At 40.9% G+C, this 17,378-nt stretch carries 13 protein-coding genes; 9 read left to right on the top strand and 4 right to left on the bottom strand.

Going from position 1 to position 17,378, the window contains the following annotated elements; genetic code table 11:
• Positions 1–11: 11 nt before the first annotated feature.
• From EV194_RS16295 to rplT, 6 genes are all read left to right on the top strand, one after another.
• The gene (locus EV194_RS16295; RefSeq protein ID WP_132435505.1) at positions 12–1,040 is read left to right on the top strand and encodes a CdaR family protein; all 1,029 of its coding nucleotides are present in this window, start codon (positions 12–14) and stop codon (positions 1,038–1,040) included.
• Positions 1,041–1,058: 18 nt separating this feature from the next.
• Complete coding sequence (gene coaE / locus EV194_RS16290) at positions 1,059–1,664, top strand: dephospho-CoA kinase (protein WP_132435503.1); 606 nt, start codon at positions 1,059–1,061, stop codon at positions 1,662–1,664.
• A gap of 62 nt (positions 1,665–1,726) precedes the next feature.
• Complete coding sequence (gene thrS / locus EV194_RS16285) at positions 1,727–3,670, top strand: threonine--tRNA ligase (protein WP_132435501.1); 1,944 nt, start codon at positions 1,727–1,729, stop codon at positions 3,668–3,670.
• Positions 3,671–3,835: 165 nt separating this feature from the next.
• Positions 3,836–4,396, top strand: a complete 561-nt coding sequence (gene infC, locus EV194_RS16280) for a translation initiation factor IF-3 (RefSeq protein WP_317128716.1) — start codon at positions 3,836–3,838, stop codon at positions 4,394–4,396.
• Positions 4,397–4,438: 42 nt separating this feature from the next.
• Entirely contained in the window at positions 4,439–4,627 is a 189-nt protein-coding gene (gene rpmI / locus EV194_RS16275; RefSeq protein ID WP_449353819.1) for a 50S ribosomal protein L35, read from the top strand.
• A 96-nt stretch (positions 4,628–4,723) separates the two neighbouring features.
• Positions 4,724–5,071, top strand: coding sequence for a 50S ribosomal protein L20 (gene rplT / locus EV194_RS16270; RefSeq protein WP_079557816.1), 348 nt, complete (start codon positions 4,724–4,726; stop codon positions 5,069–5,071).
• Between the two features lie 72 nt (positions 5,072–5,143).
• Here rplT and EV194_RS16265 read toward each other — a convergent pair whose 3' ends face one another.
• Both EV194_RS16265 and EV194_RS16260 read right to left on the bottom strand, forming a co-directional pair.
• On the bottom strand, positions 5,144–6,001 hold the full coding sequence (locus EV194_RS16265; RefSeq protein WP_132435497.1) for a DUF4249 domain-containing protein: 858 nt from the start codon (positions 5,999–6,001) through the stop codon (positions 5,144–5,146).
• A gap of 3 nt (positions 6,002–6,004) precedes the next feature.
• On the bottom strand, positions 6,005–8,353 hold the full coding sequence (locus tag EV194_RS16260; RefSeq protein ID WP_165921918.1) for a TonB-dependent receptor: 2,349 nt from the start codon (positions 8,351–8,353) through the stop codon (positions 6,005–6,007).
• Positions 8,354–8,895: 542 nt separating this feature from the next.
• On the opposite strand from EV194_RS16260, the gene dapB reads away from it, so the two are divergent.
• The 3 genes from dapB to EV194_RS16245 all read left to right on the top strand — a co-directional run bounded on the left by dapB (position 8,896) and on the right by EV194_RS16245 (position 12,204).
• Positions 8,896–9,612, top strand: a complete 717-nt coding sequence (gene dapB / locus EV194_RS16255) for a 4-hydroxy-tetrahydrodipicolinate reductase (RefSeq protein WP_132435493.1) — start codon at positions 8,896–8,898, stop codon at positions 9,610–9,612.
• A gap of 11 nt (positions 9,613–9,623) precedes the next feature.
• Positions 9,624–11,060 (top strand): S26 family signal peptidase, encoded by a 1,437-nt coding sequence (locus EV194_RS16250; protein WP_207916099.1) that lies wholly within the window; start codon positions 9,624–9,626, stop codon positions 11,058–11,060.
• A 136-nt stretch (positions 11,061–11,196) separates the two neighbouring features.
• Complete coding sequence (locus tag EV194_RS16245) at positions 11,197–12,204, top strand: S26 family signal peptidase (protein ID WP_132435491.1); 1,008 nt, start codon at positions 11,197–11,199, stop codon at positions 12,202–12,204.
• Between the two features lie 56 nt (positions 12,205–12,260).
• Here EV194_RS16245 and EV194_RS16240 read toward each other — a convergent pair whose 3' ends face one another.
• Together EV194_RS16240 and EV194_RS16235 are read right to left on the bottom strand one after the other, a co-directional pair.
• A complete protein-coding gene (locus EV194_RS16240) occupies positions 12,261–12,470 on the bottom strand; it encodes a hypothetical protein (RefSeq protein ID WP_132435488.1) in 210 nt (69 codons plus the stop codon).
• A gap of 27 nt (positions 12,471–12,497) precedes the next feature.
• Positions 12,498–17,378 (bottom strand): Ig-like domain-containing protein (locus tag EV194_RS16235; protein ID WP_132435486.1); only part of this gene is annotated, 4,881 nt, incomplete at its 5' end.

The following is a 17,378-nucleotide window of genomic DNA, read 5'->3' as shown; positions in this document are numbered from 1 at the left end:
CAAACAAAACAATGAAGTTAAAAAGTATCGAAAAAATTAAAGCCATGCTTGGTCATCAAATACAGAAATGGCCATCCTCAATAAAGAAGATACAGAAAAATCAGGATGCCCTGATTTTTCTTATATTTCTTTTTATTTCCACAGCTTTTTGGTTTTTTAACGCGCTCCGCGACGATTACACCACGGAATTATCATACCCGGTTCGTTTTATAAACCTTCCTGAGAATAAAATCATCACCGAAACCTCCAACGAAAAAGTGGTATTCAGAATCAGAGCCAACGGCTATGCCATCTTGCGACAATTTCTGAGCGGAACACGCGTACCAATGAATTATGATGTGTCCCAGCTGCGAAGAACAAACCGACGTGGAGAAGAGTTCGCTTTTATTTTAGCCCGTGAACAACAAGGTATGATACGGGATCAGTTGCTGGTGGGAATTGAACTTCTTAGCATAGAGCCTGATACTATCTTTATTAAACTTGATCAATTGGTGACTAAAAATTTTCCCATTCGCATGAATGGGAAAATTGATCTGGAGAAACAGTTTTTAATCGCCGGGAATATATTATTCGATCCGGATTCAGTAGAAGTATCGGGTCCGAAACAGATTCTCGACACCCTGACCCATGTTTCTACTCAGCCTTTTAATGCAGATCGTTTAAGAGAAACCACCAGTCGGCGAATAGGGTTAAAGCCCATAAGTCAACTACAATACAACATTCAGCATACAAATGTAACCATTCCTGTAGAACCTTTCTCCGAGCAAACCATGAGCGTTCCGCTGCATGTAACCGGCCTGCCCGATACATTAAGAATTAAAACCTTTCCACCTGAAATCAGAGTGACGTTTAGAGCAGGACTCAGCCAATTTGAGAGAATTCACTTTTCGGATTTTGTCGCCACAGTTGATGGCAGCGTAGCACTCAGACCTGATCGTCCGCAAAGATTGCGTGTGCGCCTGGAACAAACCCCTGAGAATGTCTACTCGGTGGACTACTCGCCCCTTTTTGTTGAATACCTGATAGAACGAAGAAGGTAATTTGCTATTTATATTCAAATGACCAAAAAAGAACCACTTAAAATAGGTGTAACAGGCGGCATTGGTAGCGGCAAAAGCACCATTTGCAGAATATTTGAAATCCTCGGCTGTCCGGTTTACAATTCGGATCAACAGGCCATACATCTGATTCACAACCATCCCGAAATTATTGAAGGATACATAAAATTGTTCGGTAAAGATGTATATAATGATGGCATTCTAAACAGAAAACTGGTGGCTGATAAAATTTTCAACGAAAAACAGCTGTTGATTGAAATTCAAAACCTTGTACACCCCATTGTCCGGAATGATTTTAACCGCTGGTTTGCAGAGCAAACCAGCGCGGCAGTCATAAACGAAGCCGCCATTCTTTTCGAATCCGGCAGCTACAAGCAAATGGATAAAATAATTTCGGTGATCGCACCTGAACAATTGCGCATTGATAGGGTTGTAAAACGTGACAGAGTTTCCCCAAAAGAAGTGACCATCCGCATCAAAAACCAATGGACCGACGATCAGCGAATTCCATTGAGTGATTACATCATTTATGCGGACGATCAACAACTGGTAACTCCGCAGGTTATTGAAATCTATGAAAAGATGATCGAAACTTTTACTTCATAGCTAAAATAGCTATCTTTGCGTGATTTTTATAAGAGTTTACGTTTTAAACCATATAGTTTACAATGATAAAGATAACACTCCCCGATCAATCGGTACGTGAATACCCTGAAGGGATAACAGGTTACGAAATAGCAAAAGATATCAGCCCCAGGCTGGCCAAGGAGGTATTGAGCATAACTGTGAACGATCAGTTATGGGACATCACACGTCCCATAACTTCGGATGCCAACATTAATCTGCATAAATGGGAAGATGATGAAGGAAAACATGCTTTTTGGCATTCATCGGCACACCTTTTGGCAGAAGCACTTCAGGAATTATACCCCGGCACCAAGTTTGGCATTGGCCCAGCCATTGAGAACGGGTTCTACTATGACGTAGAGCCGGGTAACGGAGCTGTTATTACTGAAGCAGATTTGCCAAAAATAGAGAAGACAATGCTGGAACTGGCGCGTCAAAAAAATGAATACAGCAGACGAGAGGTTCCAAAAAATGAAGCGTTGAGCTTCTTTAATCACGATCCATATAAAGTAGAGCTTATTGGTGAGCTAGAAGACGGAACCATCAGCTTTTACCAACAAGGAGGATTTACAGATCTGTGCCGCGGTCCACACCTTCCCAACACCGAGCCAATAAAAGCCATTAAGGTTTTGAGCCTGGCCGGTGCATACTGGCGAGGAGACGAAAAACGCAAACAGCTGACCAGAATTTATGGAATCACATTTCCCAAGCAGAAAATGCTTGAAGAGTATCTTATTAGACTTGAAGAAGCACAAAAACGTGATCACCGTAAGATTGGAAAAGAGCTTGACCTGTTTACATTCAGTCAGAAAGTTGGTCAGGGATTGCCCCTTTGGATGCCCAAAGGAGCAAAGCTTCGCGAGCGTTTGGAAACATTTCTGAAAAAAGTACAGGTAAAATATGGCTACGAGCCGGTTATCACACCACATATCGGTCAGAAAGAACTGTATATCACATCGGGCCATTATGCCAAATATGGTGCCGATTCATTTCAGCCCATCAATACACCGGCCGAAGGTGAAGAGTTCTTGCTGAAACCAATGAACTGCCCTCACCATTGCGAAATATACAAAGCTCGTCCCCGCTCTTATCGCGATCTGCCCATCAGATTTGCCGAGTTCGGAACGGTTTATCGTTACGAACAAAGTGGTGAATTACACGGATTGACCAGGGTGCGCGGATTTACCCAGGACGATGCGCACATTTTCTGCCGCCCCGACCAGTTAAAAGATGAATTTAAAAAAGTAATCGACATCATATTCTACATCTTTAAAGCTTTGGACTTTAAAGATTACATCGCTCAAATTTCGCTTCGCGATCCCGATAATACCGAGAAATATATTGGTTCGGATGAGAATTGGGAAAAGGCAGAAAATGCCATCATTGAAGCTTGTAGTGAAAGAGGCCTGAACACGGTGATTGAAAAAGGTGAGGCGGCATTTTATGGCCCCAAGCTTGATTTCATGGTAAAAGATGCGTTGGGAAGAAAATGGCAGTTGGGAACCATCCAGGTGGATTACAATTTGCCCGAACGTTTTGAACTGGAGTACATTGGACAAGACAACTCAGCCCATCGCCCCATTATGATTCACCGTGCGCCGTTTGGAAGTATGGAGCGTTTTGTAGCCGTTCTGATTGAGCATACTGCCGGAAAATTCCCGCTTTGGCTGACACCGGAGCAAGCCGTGGTTCTGCCCATCAGTGAAAAATTTAACGATTACGCCAAAAAAGTTCAGAAACAACTTGAGAATTCAGAAGTGCGAACCATTCTGGATGACAGAAATGAAAAAATTGGCCGAAAAATTCGTGACAACGAGTTAAAACGGATACCTTACCTGTTGATTGTTGGTGAAAAAGAGGCCGAAAACGATGAAGTATCAGTTAGAAAGCAGGGAGAGGGAGATCAGGGAGCCATGAAAATAGTTCAATTTGCATCGTTTATAAATGATCAGGTTGATCAAATGTTGCAGGAAATTGATGAATAATAGGCAGTTTTCAAAAAAAATTGGAATAACTATTTTCATGAATTAAACACGTTTGCGTATATTTGTGACGTCAAAATCAGCATTTTTAACCGGTGAATCCGGTTAAAACATTTATATACAAAGACTTAATCAACCAAATTATTAATTAAAGTATAGGAGGACTGCATTATAAGACAGAGAAGAAATCCGGGACAAAACCCCAAAGATGAATTCAATTACAGGATCAATAACCAGATCCGCGTACCTCAGGTACGATTAGTAGGCGATAACATAGAAAACCCGGGGGTTTGCTCTACCTCTGAGGCGATGAAGCTGGCTGACCAGATGGAATTAGACCTGGTGGAGATCTCCCCGAAAGCCGATCCGCCCGTATGCAGAATTATTGATTATCAGAAATTTCTGTATCAACAAAGGAAAAAGCAGAAAGAACTTAAGCAGAAAACTGTTCAGGTGGTTGTAAAAGAGATTCGATTTGGACCCAATACCGACGAACATGATTACAACTTTAAATTGAAACATGCTGAGAAATTCCTTTCAGAAGGCTCTAAAGTAAAGGCCTTTGTTTTCTTTAAAGGACGAAGCATTCTGTTTAAGGAAAAAGGAGAAATTCTGTTATTGAAATTTGCCCAGGACTTGGAAGAACTTGGAAAAGTGGAACAGTTGCCCCGTTTAGAAGGGAAACGAATGACCATGTTCATAGCTCCAAAGGCGGCAAAATCAAAATAGTTGCTTATTATCAACTAAATAAATATATAGAAAATGCCAAAAATGAAAACGAATTCCAGTGCGAAGAAGCGTTTCACCATCACTGGAAGCGGAAAAATTAAGCGCAAGCATGCTTTTAAAAGTCACATTTTGACCAAAAAGGCAACCAAAAGAAAAAGAAATCTGACTTACGCTACACTTGTTGACAAAACAGATCTCAACAATGTGAAGATTATGTTGGCAATGAAATAGTTGTCAAATCATCAGATTAAAGAATTATTAACCTGAATGAATTAGCTGAAAAGAGTCCCGCCAAAGGAACGCTAACCATTCGAAAAACAGTAAAAAATGCCAAGATCAGTAAATGCTGTTGCTTCAAGAGCAAGAAGAAAAAAGATTTTAAAACTTACCAAAGGATACTTTGGTAGAAGAAAGAATGTGTGGACTGTTGCCAAAAACACATGGGAAAAAGGTCAGCAGTATGCATACAGAGACAGAAAGAAGAAAAAAGGACACTTCAGAAGTCTTTGGATTCAGCGTATCAATGCTGCAGCCCGTCTGGAAGGAATTTCTTACAGCAAGCTTATCGGATTGATGAATAAGAATGAAATCCGTATTAATCGTAAGGTTCTTGCCGATTTGGCCATGAATCATCCCGATGCTTTTAAAGCTGTAGTAAAAAGAGCAATGGCTTAACACCATTGACAAAAGAATTAAAAAAACGCTCTTGAAGAAATTCAAGAGCGTTTTTTATTGTGAGTAATAATGCTATTCCCTCGAAATGGTATTGGTGGTATATAGTCTCACGACCGAACTGGCTGAAAAAATTCCCAACGCACCATTGCTGATGTTTCCGGGGACATTGGCCGGCGGACCCGAAAAAATGGGACTTCGGTATTCTGTTTCAATGTATGCGCCCCTTATGAATTCAAAAAAGGGTTCATCAACCATCCATACTTCAACCATCAACTCATCCCCTGGCACTAAGTTATACTCATCCTCAGATTCGAACCAAAACAACCAAACACCATCGGCATAGTTCCCATCAAAAAATGTGTCGTCTGAAAATGCAGAATATTTATATTCGGAAGAGTGCCACCAATCATTTATTTTAAGCCTGAACCAATAAAAATTCTTCACATCCGGTGGATCCTGACCATAAAGGAATACCCGCCATATGTCCCATAAGCCAAAATAATCAACCCTAATAGAATCCATTGGAACAATTGGTGGCAAAAAACTTGAAGCTGTGTAAACCACCTCCCCTCCTCTACCATCAACTTCAGCATTGGTTATGGTGAGGGTGTATAAATGATTTTGTCGGCCATAATAATTTTCGGGTGTGAAATAATCGCCGGGAGAATCAGCCGACTCTTCGAGATAAATGGTTTCGTATCCATCTGAAATGGATACAGAAGCACCACTAACCCCAGGCATTGGCTTATTTTCAAAGTAACTGCCGGTGGTTGTCAGCCTCACCCTATGCGCCATGGTATCAGTCGTTATAATTCCATCCACCACCAACCGGGGAGCATCGCTCTTTAAATTGAGGTCGATCTCCTCTTCGCAAGAGGCAAACAAAAGAATGATGAATAAAAGCGGAGTTAATATATTCAGAAATCTCATAACTTAGAATTTAAAATTATAGGTAACTGCAGGAATGACCGAAAACAGATAGGTTTTCATAGCCCTGGTTGTGTAGGCATCATCGTCTGCTTTTTCAAAATTGATGACCCATGCATTTTTGCGCGCATAGGCATTATACACAGAGAAGACCCACTCACCATGCCATCTTCGATCGGGTCTGGGTCTGTTTTTAAGAGTAAAAGACAAATCCATCCTGTGATAATCAGGCAATCTTTCAGCATTTCGTCTGGAGTAGATGGGTATGATGCTGCCACCGGATTCAAACCTCCCAACCGGAAAAGTCGCCGGTGATCCCGACAAGTAAACCCAATTGGCAGCCAATGATGTTCGTTGCCCCGGACTAAACATGATGACCACAGATGCATCGTGAGGTCTGTCATAAGGAGAACGATACCAGAGATCATCATTAATTCCGTTAATTTGCCTGCGGGTATGGCTGTAAGTATAACCAACCCATCCGTTCCAACGACCATAATCAAACTGCGCCAGTAGCTCAAAGCCATAAGCATAGGCTTTTCCAAACCGGAGTTCACCTTCCAGTAATTCATTGAGCAGAAGCTCAGCATAATCTTTAAAATCTATGGCGTTCTTCATATTTTTATAGAACAACTCCGCACCCAAATCCAAAGATCCGCCCCAAATATGACGAAACAATCCGGCAGAAAACTGGTCAGACATTTGTGGTTTGATGTTTGGGGATGCCGGAAACCAAATATCTAAAGGCATTGTTCCGGTGGAGTTGGAAGCCATTTGCAGATACTGATATGTTCTTGAATAACTGCCTTTGACAGATGTGTTGTGATTAAGCATCCAGGTAAAGCCGGCACGAGGTTCAAAACCGTGATAAGTATTAAACACATCTCCCCTGCTGTAATGAGTGGTGTCAACCACATCATAATCCTCATCAAAACCAAATGAAGTTCCTTTGCCCACATTCTGAAACAGGGAGAATCGCAATCCGTATCGGAGGGTAAACCTGTCGCCAATACGTTGGGTATTTTCAGCATAAACGGCATGCTCCATGGAACGGTTTCTTGCCAACCTCAATTCGTTGAACATGGTTGTGGAACCTGTTCCACGCACATGCCCCGGCATGATGTTGTGAAACAACGACTGGACCCCAAAAGTGATGGAGTGATTATACACCGGGTAATAGTTAAAGTCGGCCTTCAGATTAAAATTCTCCATATCGGCAGTCCATAAAAACCCATCGGTATCGTCCTCACTGGCTCCCAACAGGTAATCGTAGTTGCTAAAGTTGAATGATAAATTTGAGAACAGACGCGGCGAATACACATGATTCCATCTTACGGAAAGGGTTTTATTGCCAAATTCAATGCGGTTTACCGTGTTATCCATCACATCACGCCCAAAATAACCGCTCACAAAAAGCCTGTCCGTATCGCTGAAAGTGTGGTTTAGTTTTGCATTAAAATCATAAAAGAACAGTTGATTATCCCGTACTGCCTCATCACTTGAAAAAGGGAGAAACAGATCGGCATAAGTTCTTCTCCCTGCTGCCAAAAAGGTTGTCTTCTCAGATAAAATCGGCCCTTCGAGCATCAACCTGGAAGAGATGGTACCAACACCTCCTGTCCCTGAAAAGCGACGACTATTACCATCTTTCATTCTGACATCGAGCAATGAGGATAAACGGCCACCATAACGTGCAGGAATATCACCCTTGAAAAGGTTGACTTCTTTAATGGCATCGTTGTTAAATACAGAAAAGAATCCCATGAGGTGGCCTGCGTTATAAACTATAGCCTCATCCAGTAATACCAGGTTCTGATCGGGATTTCCCCCACGCACACTAAATCCGCTGGAACCTTCACTGGCAGCCTGAACGCCCGGCATCAACTGAATAACCTTTATGGGGTCAACCTCTCCCATGAAGGCAGGAATCTCTTTTATGGTGGCTGAGTTTAACTTTTGAACTCCCATAACCGGATCATCCAAACGGGTTCTGGTGCTGTTACCAATCACCTCAACTTCAGTCAGCTCGGCTGTGGCTGGAAAAAGTTCAACATTGAGCACCAAATCAGCTTCTATCCTGATCTCCTTCTCAATAACCTGATATCCCAAATAATTAAATACCAGAGTATTGTTCCCTGAGTTAACCATCATGCTGTAAAACCCGTATTGATTGGATGCAACTCCCCGATGGGTTCCTTTAACTTGCATGGTAGCACCTATGAGGGTTTCACCGGTACTTCCATCCCGAATGTATCCGCTTACTACCGGTTGACGCTCCAAAGCTGTATCATCCGATTCGGCAAATGAGCTCACCGTGACCGAAATAAAAAACACTAACAATAAAATAGTTCTCATGCATTGCATTTTGTGGTAGGATTCCTCCTTGACCATTGATTATAAATTAGATATCAAGGCTAACAGGATAGTAATAGATAATTAGGATAAAAATGAAGTTCATAGAAAGGATTGTCTGTCATAGTCTGCCAATAAAAAATCCAGACACTGTTCTCAAGCCTATGAAATTAATTTTCGACAAATTTATTGTAATCAGAGAACAAATAATAAGCAATTTCGATGAATGAACATATTTTGTAGAGGAATGGCAGAAAAATTCCATTTCGGCGCAGTGGAATTGTTGAATTAAAGGATGAGGCTGACTCAAAAGTATAATATTATTCTCAATACTTGATATTTGCCAGCAACCTGGTTTTCACCCCGCCAAACCTCCCCCTAGTGGGAGGCTTAAAGTTCTTGCGAGATATAGGGGTGAAAAATTAAAGGATAACAGAATTTCTAATTCCGTTATTTCGACTGATATTGATCAATATGAATGGCGGACGATCGGTATAATTACTCTACTTTTTATATCTTTGTTGAAATCATCAAAAAACAAAAATATGCGAATAGCACTGATTGGATACGGAAAAATGGGTAAAACCATTGAGAAGATTGCAGAATCACGAGGACACGAAGTTGTGGCACGAATTGATCCGTTTAGCGGAGAAGATTTTTCGGCACCGGGATTACCTACGGCCGATGTGGCCATTGAATTTACCATGCCCGACGCAGCATACAACAACTATATGGAATGCTTCAAACACCATGTTCCTGTTGTTTCGGGAACAACAGGCTGGCTTGAAAAACTCCCTGCTATCAAAGAGAAATGTAAAAATGAAGGACAGACATTCTTTTATGCATCCAACTTTAGTGTGGGGGTTAATATCTTTTTTGAACTGAACAGACATCTGGCCAAGCTCATGAATACACAGAACGGATACGAGGTTGAGATGACTGAAGTGCATCACACTCAAAAACTGGACGCTCCAAGTGGTACCGCCATTTCATTGGCCGAAGATATCATTGAAAACATCAACCGAAAAAAGAAATGGGAGCTTGATCTGCAATCATCAAGCGATGCCATCAAAATAAAAGCTGAACGTGAAGGTGATGTTCCCGGAATACACACCATTAAATATGAATCAGAAGTGGATGAAATCATCATTCACCACAGCGCAAAAACCCGTCAGGGTTTTGCTCTTGGTGCTGTTCTTGCTGCTGAATTTGCAGCTAAGAACAAAGGATTTCTCACCATGAAGGACATGCTAAAATTCTAACTCTTAAAAAAATGATGCAAAATATTCCTTTGGCTCGTAAAATCAGGTTTGCCATAGCAGTTGTGGTGTACCTTCTCACAGTGATTTGGATCGGCAACTTCTGGCTACTTTTTGGGTTGGCCGTGATATTTGATATATACATCACGAAAAAAGTCCCCTGGGACTTTTTAAAGAGAACCAAAGACGGCAAAAAACCTGCTGCCTGGCTTGAATGGATCGATGCCCTGGTGTTTGCACTGGTTGCCGTTTATATCATCAACATCTTTCTTTTTCAAAACTATAAAATTCCAACATCTTCGTTGGAAAAAACCATGTTAGTTGGCGATCATCTTTTTGTGAGCAAACTTTCATACGGCCCAAGGATGCCCATGACTCCCATCGCCTTTCCATTGGTGCAGAACACATTCCCCATTGTAAACTCGCCTTCGTTCACAAAGTGGCCAAAATGGGATTATAAGCGCTTGAAAGGATTTGGAAAAGTTGAGCGTGATGACATTGTCGTCTTTAACTTTCCCACCGGAGATACGGTTGCCGTTTACCGAACCAACCCCGATTATTACATCACCATCTACGAATTGGGTCGCAACCAGATAAATCAGAACCCTTCTCTTTTGGAAGGACGACAGTTTGATTCTGAATATGAATTGCGAATGTTCATCAATGATTTGGGAAGAAAGATCGTATATAATAATCCCTCTGAATTTGGAAAGGTTCTATACCGCCCTGTTGATCGTCGTGACAATTATGTAAAAAGATGCGTGGCTTTGCCTGGAGATGTTTTTGAAATTCGAAGTAACCAGATATACATCAATGGCGAAGCGGTGGAGAACCCCGAGACCTTGCAACACAATCATCATGTGATAACAGACGGAACCAGACTGAACCAGCGTTTCTTTGAGCGACTTGAAATATCGCAGGACGATGTGCGGGATGGAGGCATTGGTCCTCACTACGTTCTGCCTTTAACAGAATCAATGGTGGAGACCATTGAAACCTACAATTTTGTTGAAAGTATTCGTATTGATGAGCATAGAAATACACGAGGCATAGAGCAGGTCTTCCCTTACAGCAGAAATTTTCCCTGGAGCAGAGATAATTACGGTCCTCTGACCATTCCCGCCAAAGGTGAAACAGTTGAACTTACGCTGGAAAATCTGTTGCTTTATGAGAGAATCATTACCGCATACGAAGGAAATTCTCTTCATGTGGCCGATGGAACCATTTTTATAAACAATGAACCGGCCAATTCATACACCTTTGAAATGGATTACTATTTCATGCTAGGCGACAACCGTCATAAATCTGCCGACTCACGCTATTGGGGCTTTGTACCCGAAGATCACATCGTTGGTCGCCCAATTCTGGTATGGCTATCACTTAACAAAGACAAAGGCTTCCCATCAAACATCAGGTGGAACCGTTTTTTTAAGGTTGTGAAGGGGGATTAAGTTGTTTTTAGTTTTGGGTTTAGGGTTATTAGTTTAGAGTTTAGAGTTTAGAGTTTAGAGTTGAACTATGAACCACAAACTATGAACCACAAACTATAAACTGTGGAACCATAAACACCATAACCTTTTAAATTTGATGAAAAAGCGGGTTATATTTAAAATTATCGTTTGGATTGCTGTTGGGGTGGTCATTTCCGATTTAGCTTATCGTTACGGATTTGAGCTATTGGAGATTCCAACTTCATCCATGGAGAAATCCATATACGCCGGTGAGTATGTTTTGGTTAACAAACTCATTCCCGGCCCCAGATTTTTCAGTAATAACCCCGAAAAGTACCGTCGCTGGAGAGTCAACAGAGAACCCAGGTACAATGAAGTTGTGGTGTTTAATTTTCCGGAGGCAGATACGGTTTTAGCCAACAGACCCGGAGAGAGTTATTATCTGTTGAAACGACAACATCCTAATTACAGAGATTCATTGAAGAAAGAGTTTTGGGGGGAAACGATTCCTCTAAAGGTGAACCGAAGGCCGAGGATGTTAAAACGGCTGAAAGGTCTTCCGGGAGATACAATTTTAATTGCTCAGGGAAAACTCTTCATCAACAGTCGTCCTGCCGTTGAAGCCGGGACATCGGTCTCATCCTGGCAGTGGAGAGGTTCACACGATGAATTTAACTGGTTTGTGGAACAAAATAATATTGCGCAGACACCGATAACACGAAATAACCGCTACTTTCTTAAGCTCTCGTTAAATGAGATGGAAGAGATGGCTGCTCCGGCTGAGTTGTTAACCAGAGATGTTATGCGACGAGGAATTCCGGATCCTCACGTGTTTCCTTTTAAACGAAATCTGGGATGGAATTCAGATAATATGGGACCGGTATATCTTCCACGTGCAGGAGAAACCATTGAGATTAACCCGGGAAACATCCATTTTTACCGCAGAATGATTGAAGTATTTGAAAACACACCCATAGAAGTTAAAGGAAACTACCTCTTTTCCAACAACATTCCCATCAGCCGTTATACATTTAAAATGAATTACTACTGGGTACACGGCGATAACCGCCCCCACTCCTTCGATAGTCGATACTGGGGTGCTGTGCCGGAAAACCATTTGGTTGGAGTGGTGATGAGAAGATAAAATAAAAAGGGAAATTCAGTGAATTTCCCTTTTATTTTAATCTTATTGTTGTAATTCTATCTTCTGAAAGGATTATCGTCAAAGCTGCTTTTTTGTATAGATTCATCCTGTCTATCTTCATCAAACCCACTACTGCTTGCTCCAAAAGGTGGTGGTGGTGGCACATTTTCATCTGCCGACCCCATTATAATGGAGATGGTATTATCAATTTCTACTACCATTAGGTGTGGTGATATATATTTTCTTTTGGTTTGATTTAGTTGCATTACAATCTGCAATATTATATTATTGGGTTAAAACACCAGCCTGTAATCAGCTTTTCCTTCCGCACTTCTGATAACAAATATGAATATACCTTTGTTTTCAACTGGTATTTCGTTATTTGTATGGTTGTTTAACCTTCCACTATTAATCAACCGACCCTGAACATCATACAAATAAAAGTAAGGTCTATTTAAATCGCTAATATACGCATAAATTTTAGAATCAAAAGTGTAAACAATTATGTTTTCTCTAATATCACAAGTTTTAGATTCAATTCCGCCAGTAGTAATGCCAGATTTCAGAACCAATTCGAATCTGGCTTCGTCTATTTTGGCAGATGTTACATCAAAATGGTAATCATCATATAGCAAATTAGTTACAGTGCCCTCTTGTTTATCAATCAGTTTTACTTCAAACTCGTAAGGTAATGTTGATGATTTTATGGAAAGAGTAACAGAGCCTGCCTTTTTAACAGAAAAACCTAATGGAACAACCAACTCGCTTGTTTCCTTTGGCAAACTATTAACAGCTAATCGGGTACCATTTGCCAGTGTAAATAGTTCACAGAAGTTTTCATTACCAGCAAGCATTTTCTGAGAATCATATTTATCTTCAGGCGATTCGGAGGCATAGGGAACAATAGCTACTGCAGCCTCGTCGGTATAACCATTGAAACTACTTTGTAGTTTTACCAATGGATAATTAGGTCCGCTACTGCTCTTGAGGTAACTATTGCTATTTGCAACCATGGCCATAGGCGTAAACGTTAATGAACCACTTCCGGTAGCAACATTCTGATCTTCTCCTATTGGAATGCGCACCCAAAATGCGTGGTGTGATGGAATTATATTGGCAGCTAAATTATCCAGACCTAACCCAACACCTACAGCATCGTTATACACTCCATAAATTCCTTTATCGTTTAACCAAATCCAAAATGATTCATCAAGGTTGTCACGTGTCAAATTTGTAAAATTAATAGCAGCCGGATATGGATTCCCTAATAAATGCCATCCGCGCCCTTTTTGTGTGCGGTTCATGTCAATTGGTAATGTACCGCTGAAAGGAACACCTGTAAACGCAACAGTGCCGGGCTGGCTACGGAAAATTAGACCGCGTCCTGATTCAAGGGTTGATTCTTCATCGAGTTCAAAATAGGTATTTGATGAATTATTGTAATAAAAAGCCTGCCCTGTTATACCTGCGGTGCTTTTGGTTGCACCAGTTACAGATGGCGAGGTATAGTAATTATATTCATCGGAGGTTACAATCTGCTCAATTCGCACCCGTTGCGGATTAACATTAAGAGCACCACCTTTTTGAAGATAGGAAGCATTGCCGTTCACTGAAGACTCCAACACAAAATCGCCGGTAACATCCAATGTTCCTCCTGTATGCTCTAATGAAGCACCTGCTTCAATGGTGAGGTTGTGAATTTTGCGATTGGTAGAAATTATAGGATAATTACTCAAACCAGACGGAATTCGGACACTTTTTTCGGGGATGTAATTACCCACCCAGTTGCCGTTGTTATTAAATACAGAACTTTCAGCACCAGACCATTCTAAAAGAATATCTGTTGAAAAATTACGGGTGATGGGTTCTGTAATCTGATTATAGAATTCATCGCTCAGTCCGTTTATGGTAATCACATAGGCTGTGTTCTCCAATAGTGGAAAATTAGGTGTGATGATAACAGTATCTCTCTCAGCAGAAATTTCAAACGTAAATAAAACTTCACCTCCCCCTTGCAGTTCCAGAGAAATATATTCACTTGCAGAAATATCCGTCAATGGAAGTAATTCTCCATCATCTAAATCGTACAATGGCTTGTTAAACACCAAAGTTATGGGACTATTGATGTCGAAAGCATTAAAATCATTCCTGGGATTAGATGCCAAAGGAACCAAAGATGGAGGTCGTCTGTCTAGTTCCAATGTGCGTCTTTCACTTCTCTCTCCTCTGTTGCTCTCTGCTACCAAATGGATGTAATACATTTGACCTGAAGGAATATCTGTTCCAAATATGATAGCCCTTAATTCTTCAATACCATTTTCCATTTCAACAATTGAACCAGATTTTATTGCAGAAATTCCACTTGAATTATGACCTGCAATGATTTGCTCCGCTGACGGAGGTGTTGAGTTGGTTGTAATAACATAATAGGTGGTTGCGGTTAATCCGGCTGCAAGATCAAGCTGAACTTTTAAATTCAATCCTGATTGATTCTGATTTTCGGTTCTTGGATAATCTTCACTCCAGGCAGGTGGTTGGGTTTGGGTTGTGAAATTCCAGCGGGTATCTGCAAAACCTGAATATTCAGCACCCGACTCAGCTGATGAAATAAAACCAGGCTCAATTTCAACATAGTACTCAACCCCATAGAAAAGAGGCGAAGTGGTCAGATCTATGTATAGAACATTATCAATGATAGAAACCTCCTCACTATTCTTGCTGAAGTTTCGTCTGGCAAAATCATCAGATACTCTTCTGATATATAGTTGTGTAGATGCGTCAGGGCCAAATACAATTTCCTGCTGAAATGTTAAAGACATCATGCCATTAACGGGAAAATCCTCAGTTTCTGGAACTGGATTATAAGGATTTTCAGTCACTAGAATGGGAAGATCTGGGTCACTCAATGTAGTAAACGTCCATTCACCGGGAGCAATCCCTTCAAATGGTTGATCATCGGCAACTGACCACAAAGCTCCAGCACCAATCACTACATAATATTCCTGAGCCGGTTCAAAAGTTTTATCAACCTGTATATTTAATGTATAATTATCGTTTGACCATGTAAGCATTGGATCTGACAAAGTACCCCGCACCACATACTCCCGAAAGAGAATATCTCCATTACCATTATTATACATTACGCTAATGTAATAACTGGTAGATGTGCTGGGTTGAAATTTAACAGGTCGGTCAAATGTAACGTTTAAATCAGCATTTAATGTAACCTCCGTTTCCTCATATTCAGGATCAGTGGAGACAACCGCCGGCGGCATAACCCTAGTAGTAAACTCCCAATCGTCTTTGTCAACAACACCTAATCCCGGGAATGGCATCAAATCTGTTGATTGCAAAGCACCATCTTCAATAACAACATAATATTGAGTAGATTCTTCAAGGTTTGAAGGTAGTGTTATAGTCAAAACTTTATTCTCAACATCAAATGCAAGAGAAACTCCAGGTGCAGTCACATCATACTCATGGAAAAGCACATCTCCATCATATTCAAAAATAGAGATCATTCCTGTTCCAAACTCCATTGGAATATCAAACTCTATGGTAAGTTCTGTATCGGTATCGATTCCGGTGGAGGTTGTTACGGGGGATAAAGATACCACTTGAGGTGTTGGGAATACGGTTTTAAATGACCAATCACCAGCAGCAATACCTCCAAAAGCCACGTCTGTTTCAACTGAAACAATAGCTCCCGGGGTAATGGTTATGTAATAATTCTCATCATTCTCTAATGTTAACTTAAAGTCAATTCTCAGAATACGGTCATCAATAATAGACAATCCATCATCGTTGGGAATTCCATTAACAATTGCAAGCGTTTTAATTGGGCTTCCTTCACCCTCTTTGTATAAAGAAACAACGTTTACACTTAATTCATTGAATTTAATGTCCTGATCAAATTCCAATAAGAATACCTGATCAACAGGAACATCCTGAGTATCATCCTCCGGAATATATTCAATGACTATCGGAGGAAGAAAAACCGTTGTAAAACTCCAGTCACCCTTAGCAGATAATCCCTCAAAAGGTGCACCCTCCATGGATTCTATTGCACCACTACTGAATGTAACATAGTACTCCGTACCATTTAAAAACGATGTTTCTGCCGGAAGTGAAATGGTGAGCTGATTTTCAATTACAGATAACAATCCGCCAGACGTACTCACATCGTAAGTGTGTAGCACCAAATCATCTGAATACTGTGCTATTGTAATGGTTCCTGTACCTAATCGAACATTGATATCAAAAGTTACTGTCAAATCAGTATCCACCTCTACTCCGACTGCTCCATTGGCAGGGGAAAGTGGGTTCATCTCAGCCAACCGGGGTTTTTGCTTTTTGGTGGTGAATTGCCATTCGTTGGCAGTTATGCCACCAAAATTCACATTGTTAAGGGATTGAATGGCGTTGGCTGGGATGGTGATGTAGTATGTAACACCATATTGAAGATCAGAATTAAAATCCATGAAAAGAGATTTTTCTGATATGGATAAACTCTGCCCAACTTGGGTATCTGCGCTTCCATTTTCAATTGAAAGCCGTCCATGGCGGGCACCTCCTTCATCCCTCAAATCAATATTGAAACTTCCAGAAGGATTAAATTTGATATCTTCACTAAAAGTCAAACTAAACACCTTATCAAGTGGCACATCATCTGAGTCTTCTTCAGGGTCATATACATCAACTACCGGTGTAGAATATACGGTAGTAAAATTCCACTCCGACTTATCCGTTAAACCAACAAAAGGTTCATCATTTGCAGTGGCTTCAATGGCACCTACTGATAAAGTGACATAATATTGAGTACCATTTTGCAATATTGAAGGAGAGGGCGTAATTTCTAATTGAGTATCAACAATAGACAGCCCAGAAACGGGCGTAAGTGTTTCAATTAAATCATCAGTAAGATACTCATATATGTAAACCTCTGCACCTGAACCGAATTGAATATTCTGATCAAAGGTGACAGTTAAAGCAACGTCGGTGGCAACTCCTGTTGCACCGTTAGAAGGTGAAAGTGGGTTTTCAACTACCAGTCCGGGTTTTTTCTTTTCAGTTGTGAATCGCCAGTTATTACTTTCACTATTATCAATTCCATTAAAACCAACGATAGCACCACTCCCGATTGTTACATAATACTCCTCCCCAGCTTCAAAATC

Source organism: Natronoflexus pectinivorans, from assembly GCF_004345615.1.
GTDB classification, from domain to species: domain Bacteria; phylum Bacteroidota; class Bacteroidia; order Bacteroidales; family Marinilabiliaceae; genus Natronoflexus; species Natronoflexus pectinivorans.
Note: the sequence above shows the minus strand (reverse complement) of the source record. Positions and strands in the feature narration are given on the sequence as shown.

Bases quoted from the DNA above. Each gene is read 5' to 3' on its own strand.
- thrS (WP_132435501.1), top strand. From the start codon at position 1,727: ATGATAAAGATAACACTCCCCGATCAATCGGTACGTGAATACCCTGAA.
- rpmI (WP_449353819.1), top strand. From the start codon at position 4,439: ATGAAAACGAATTCCAGTGCGAAGAAGCGTTTCACCATCACTGGAAGC.
- coaE (WP_132435503.1), top strand. From the start codon at position 1,059: ATGACCAAAAAAGAACCACTTAAAATAGGTGTAACAGGCGGCATTGGT.
- EV194_RS16260 (WP_165921918.1), bottom strand. From the start codon at position 8,353: ATGAGAACTATTTTATTGTTAGTGTTTTTTATTTCGGTCACGGTGAGC.
- EV194_RS16265 (WP_132435497.1), bottom strand. From the start codon at position 6,001: ATGAGATTTCTGAATATATTAACTCCGCTTTTATTCATCATTCTTTTG.
- EV194_RS16245 (WP_132435491.1), top strand. From the start codon at position 11,197: ATGAAAAAGCGGGTTATATTTAAAATTATCGTTTGGATTGCTGTTGGG.
- rplT (WP_079557816.1), top strand. From the start codon at position 4,724: ATGCCAAGATCAGTAAATGCTGTTGCTTCAAGAGCAAGAAGAAAAAAG.
- EV194_RS16240 (WP_132435488.1), bottom strand. From the start codon at position 12,470: ATGCAACTAAATCAAACCAAAAGAAAATATATATCACCACACCTAATG.
- EV194_RS16295 (WP_132435505.1), top strand. From the start codon at position 12: ATGAAGTTAAAAAGTATCGAAAAAATTAAAGCCATGCTTGGTCATCAA.
- dapB (WP_132435493.1), top strand. From the start codon at position 8,896: ATGCGAATAGCACTGATTGGATACGGAAAAATGGGTAAAACCATTGAG.
- EV194_RS16250 (WP_207916099.1), top strand. From the start codon at position 9,624: ATGATGCAAAATATTCCTTTGGCTCGTAAAATCAGGTTTGCCATAGCA.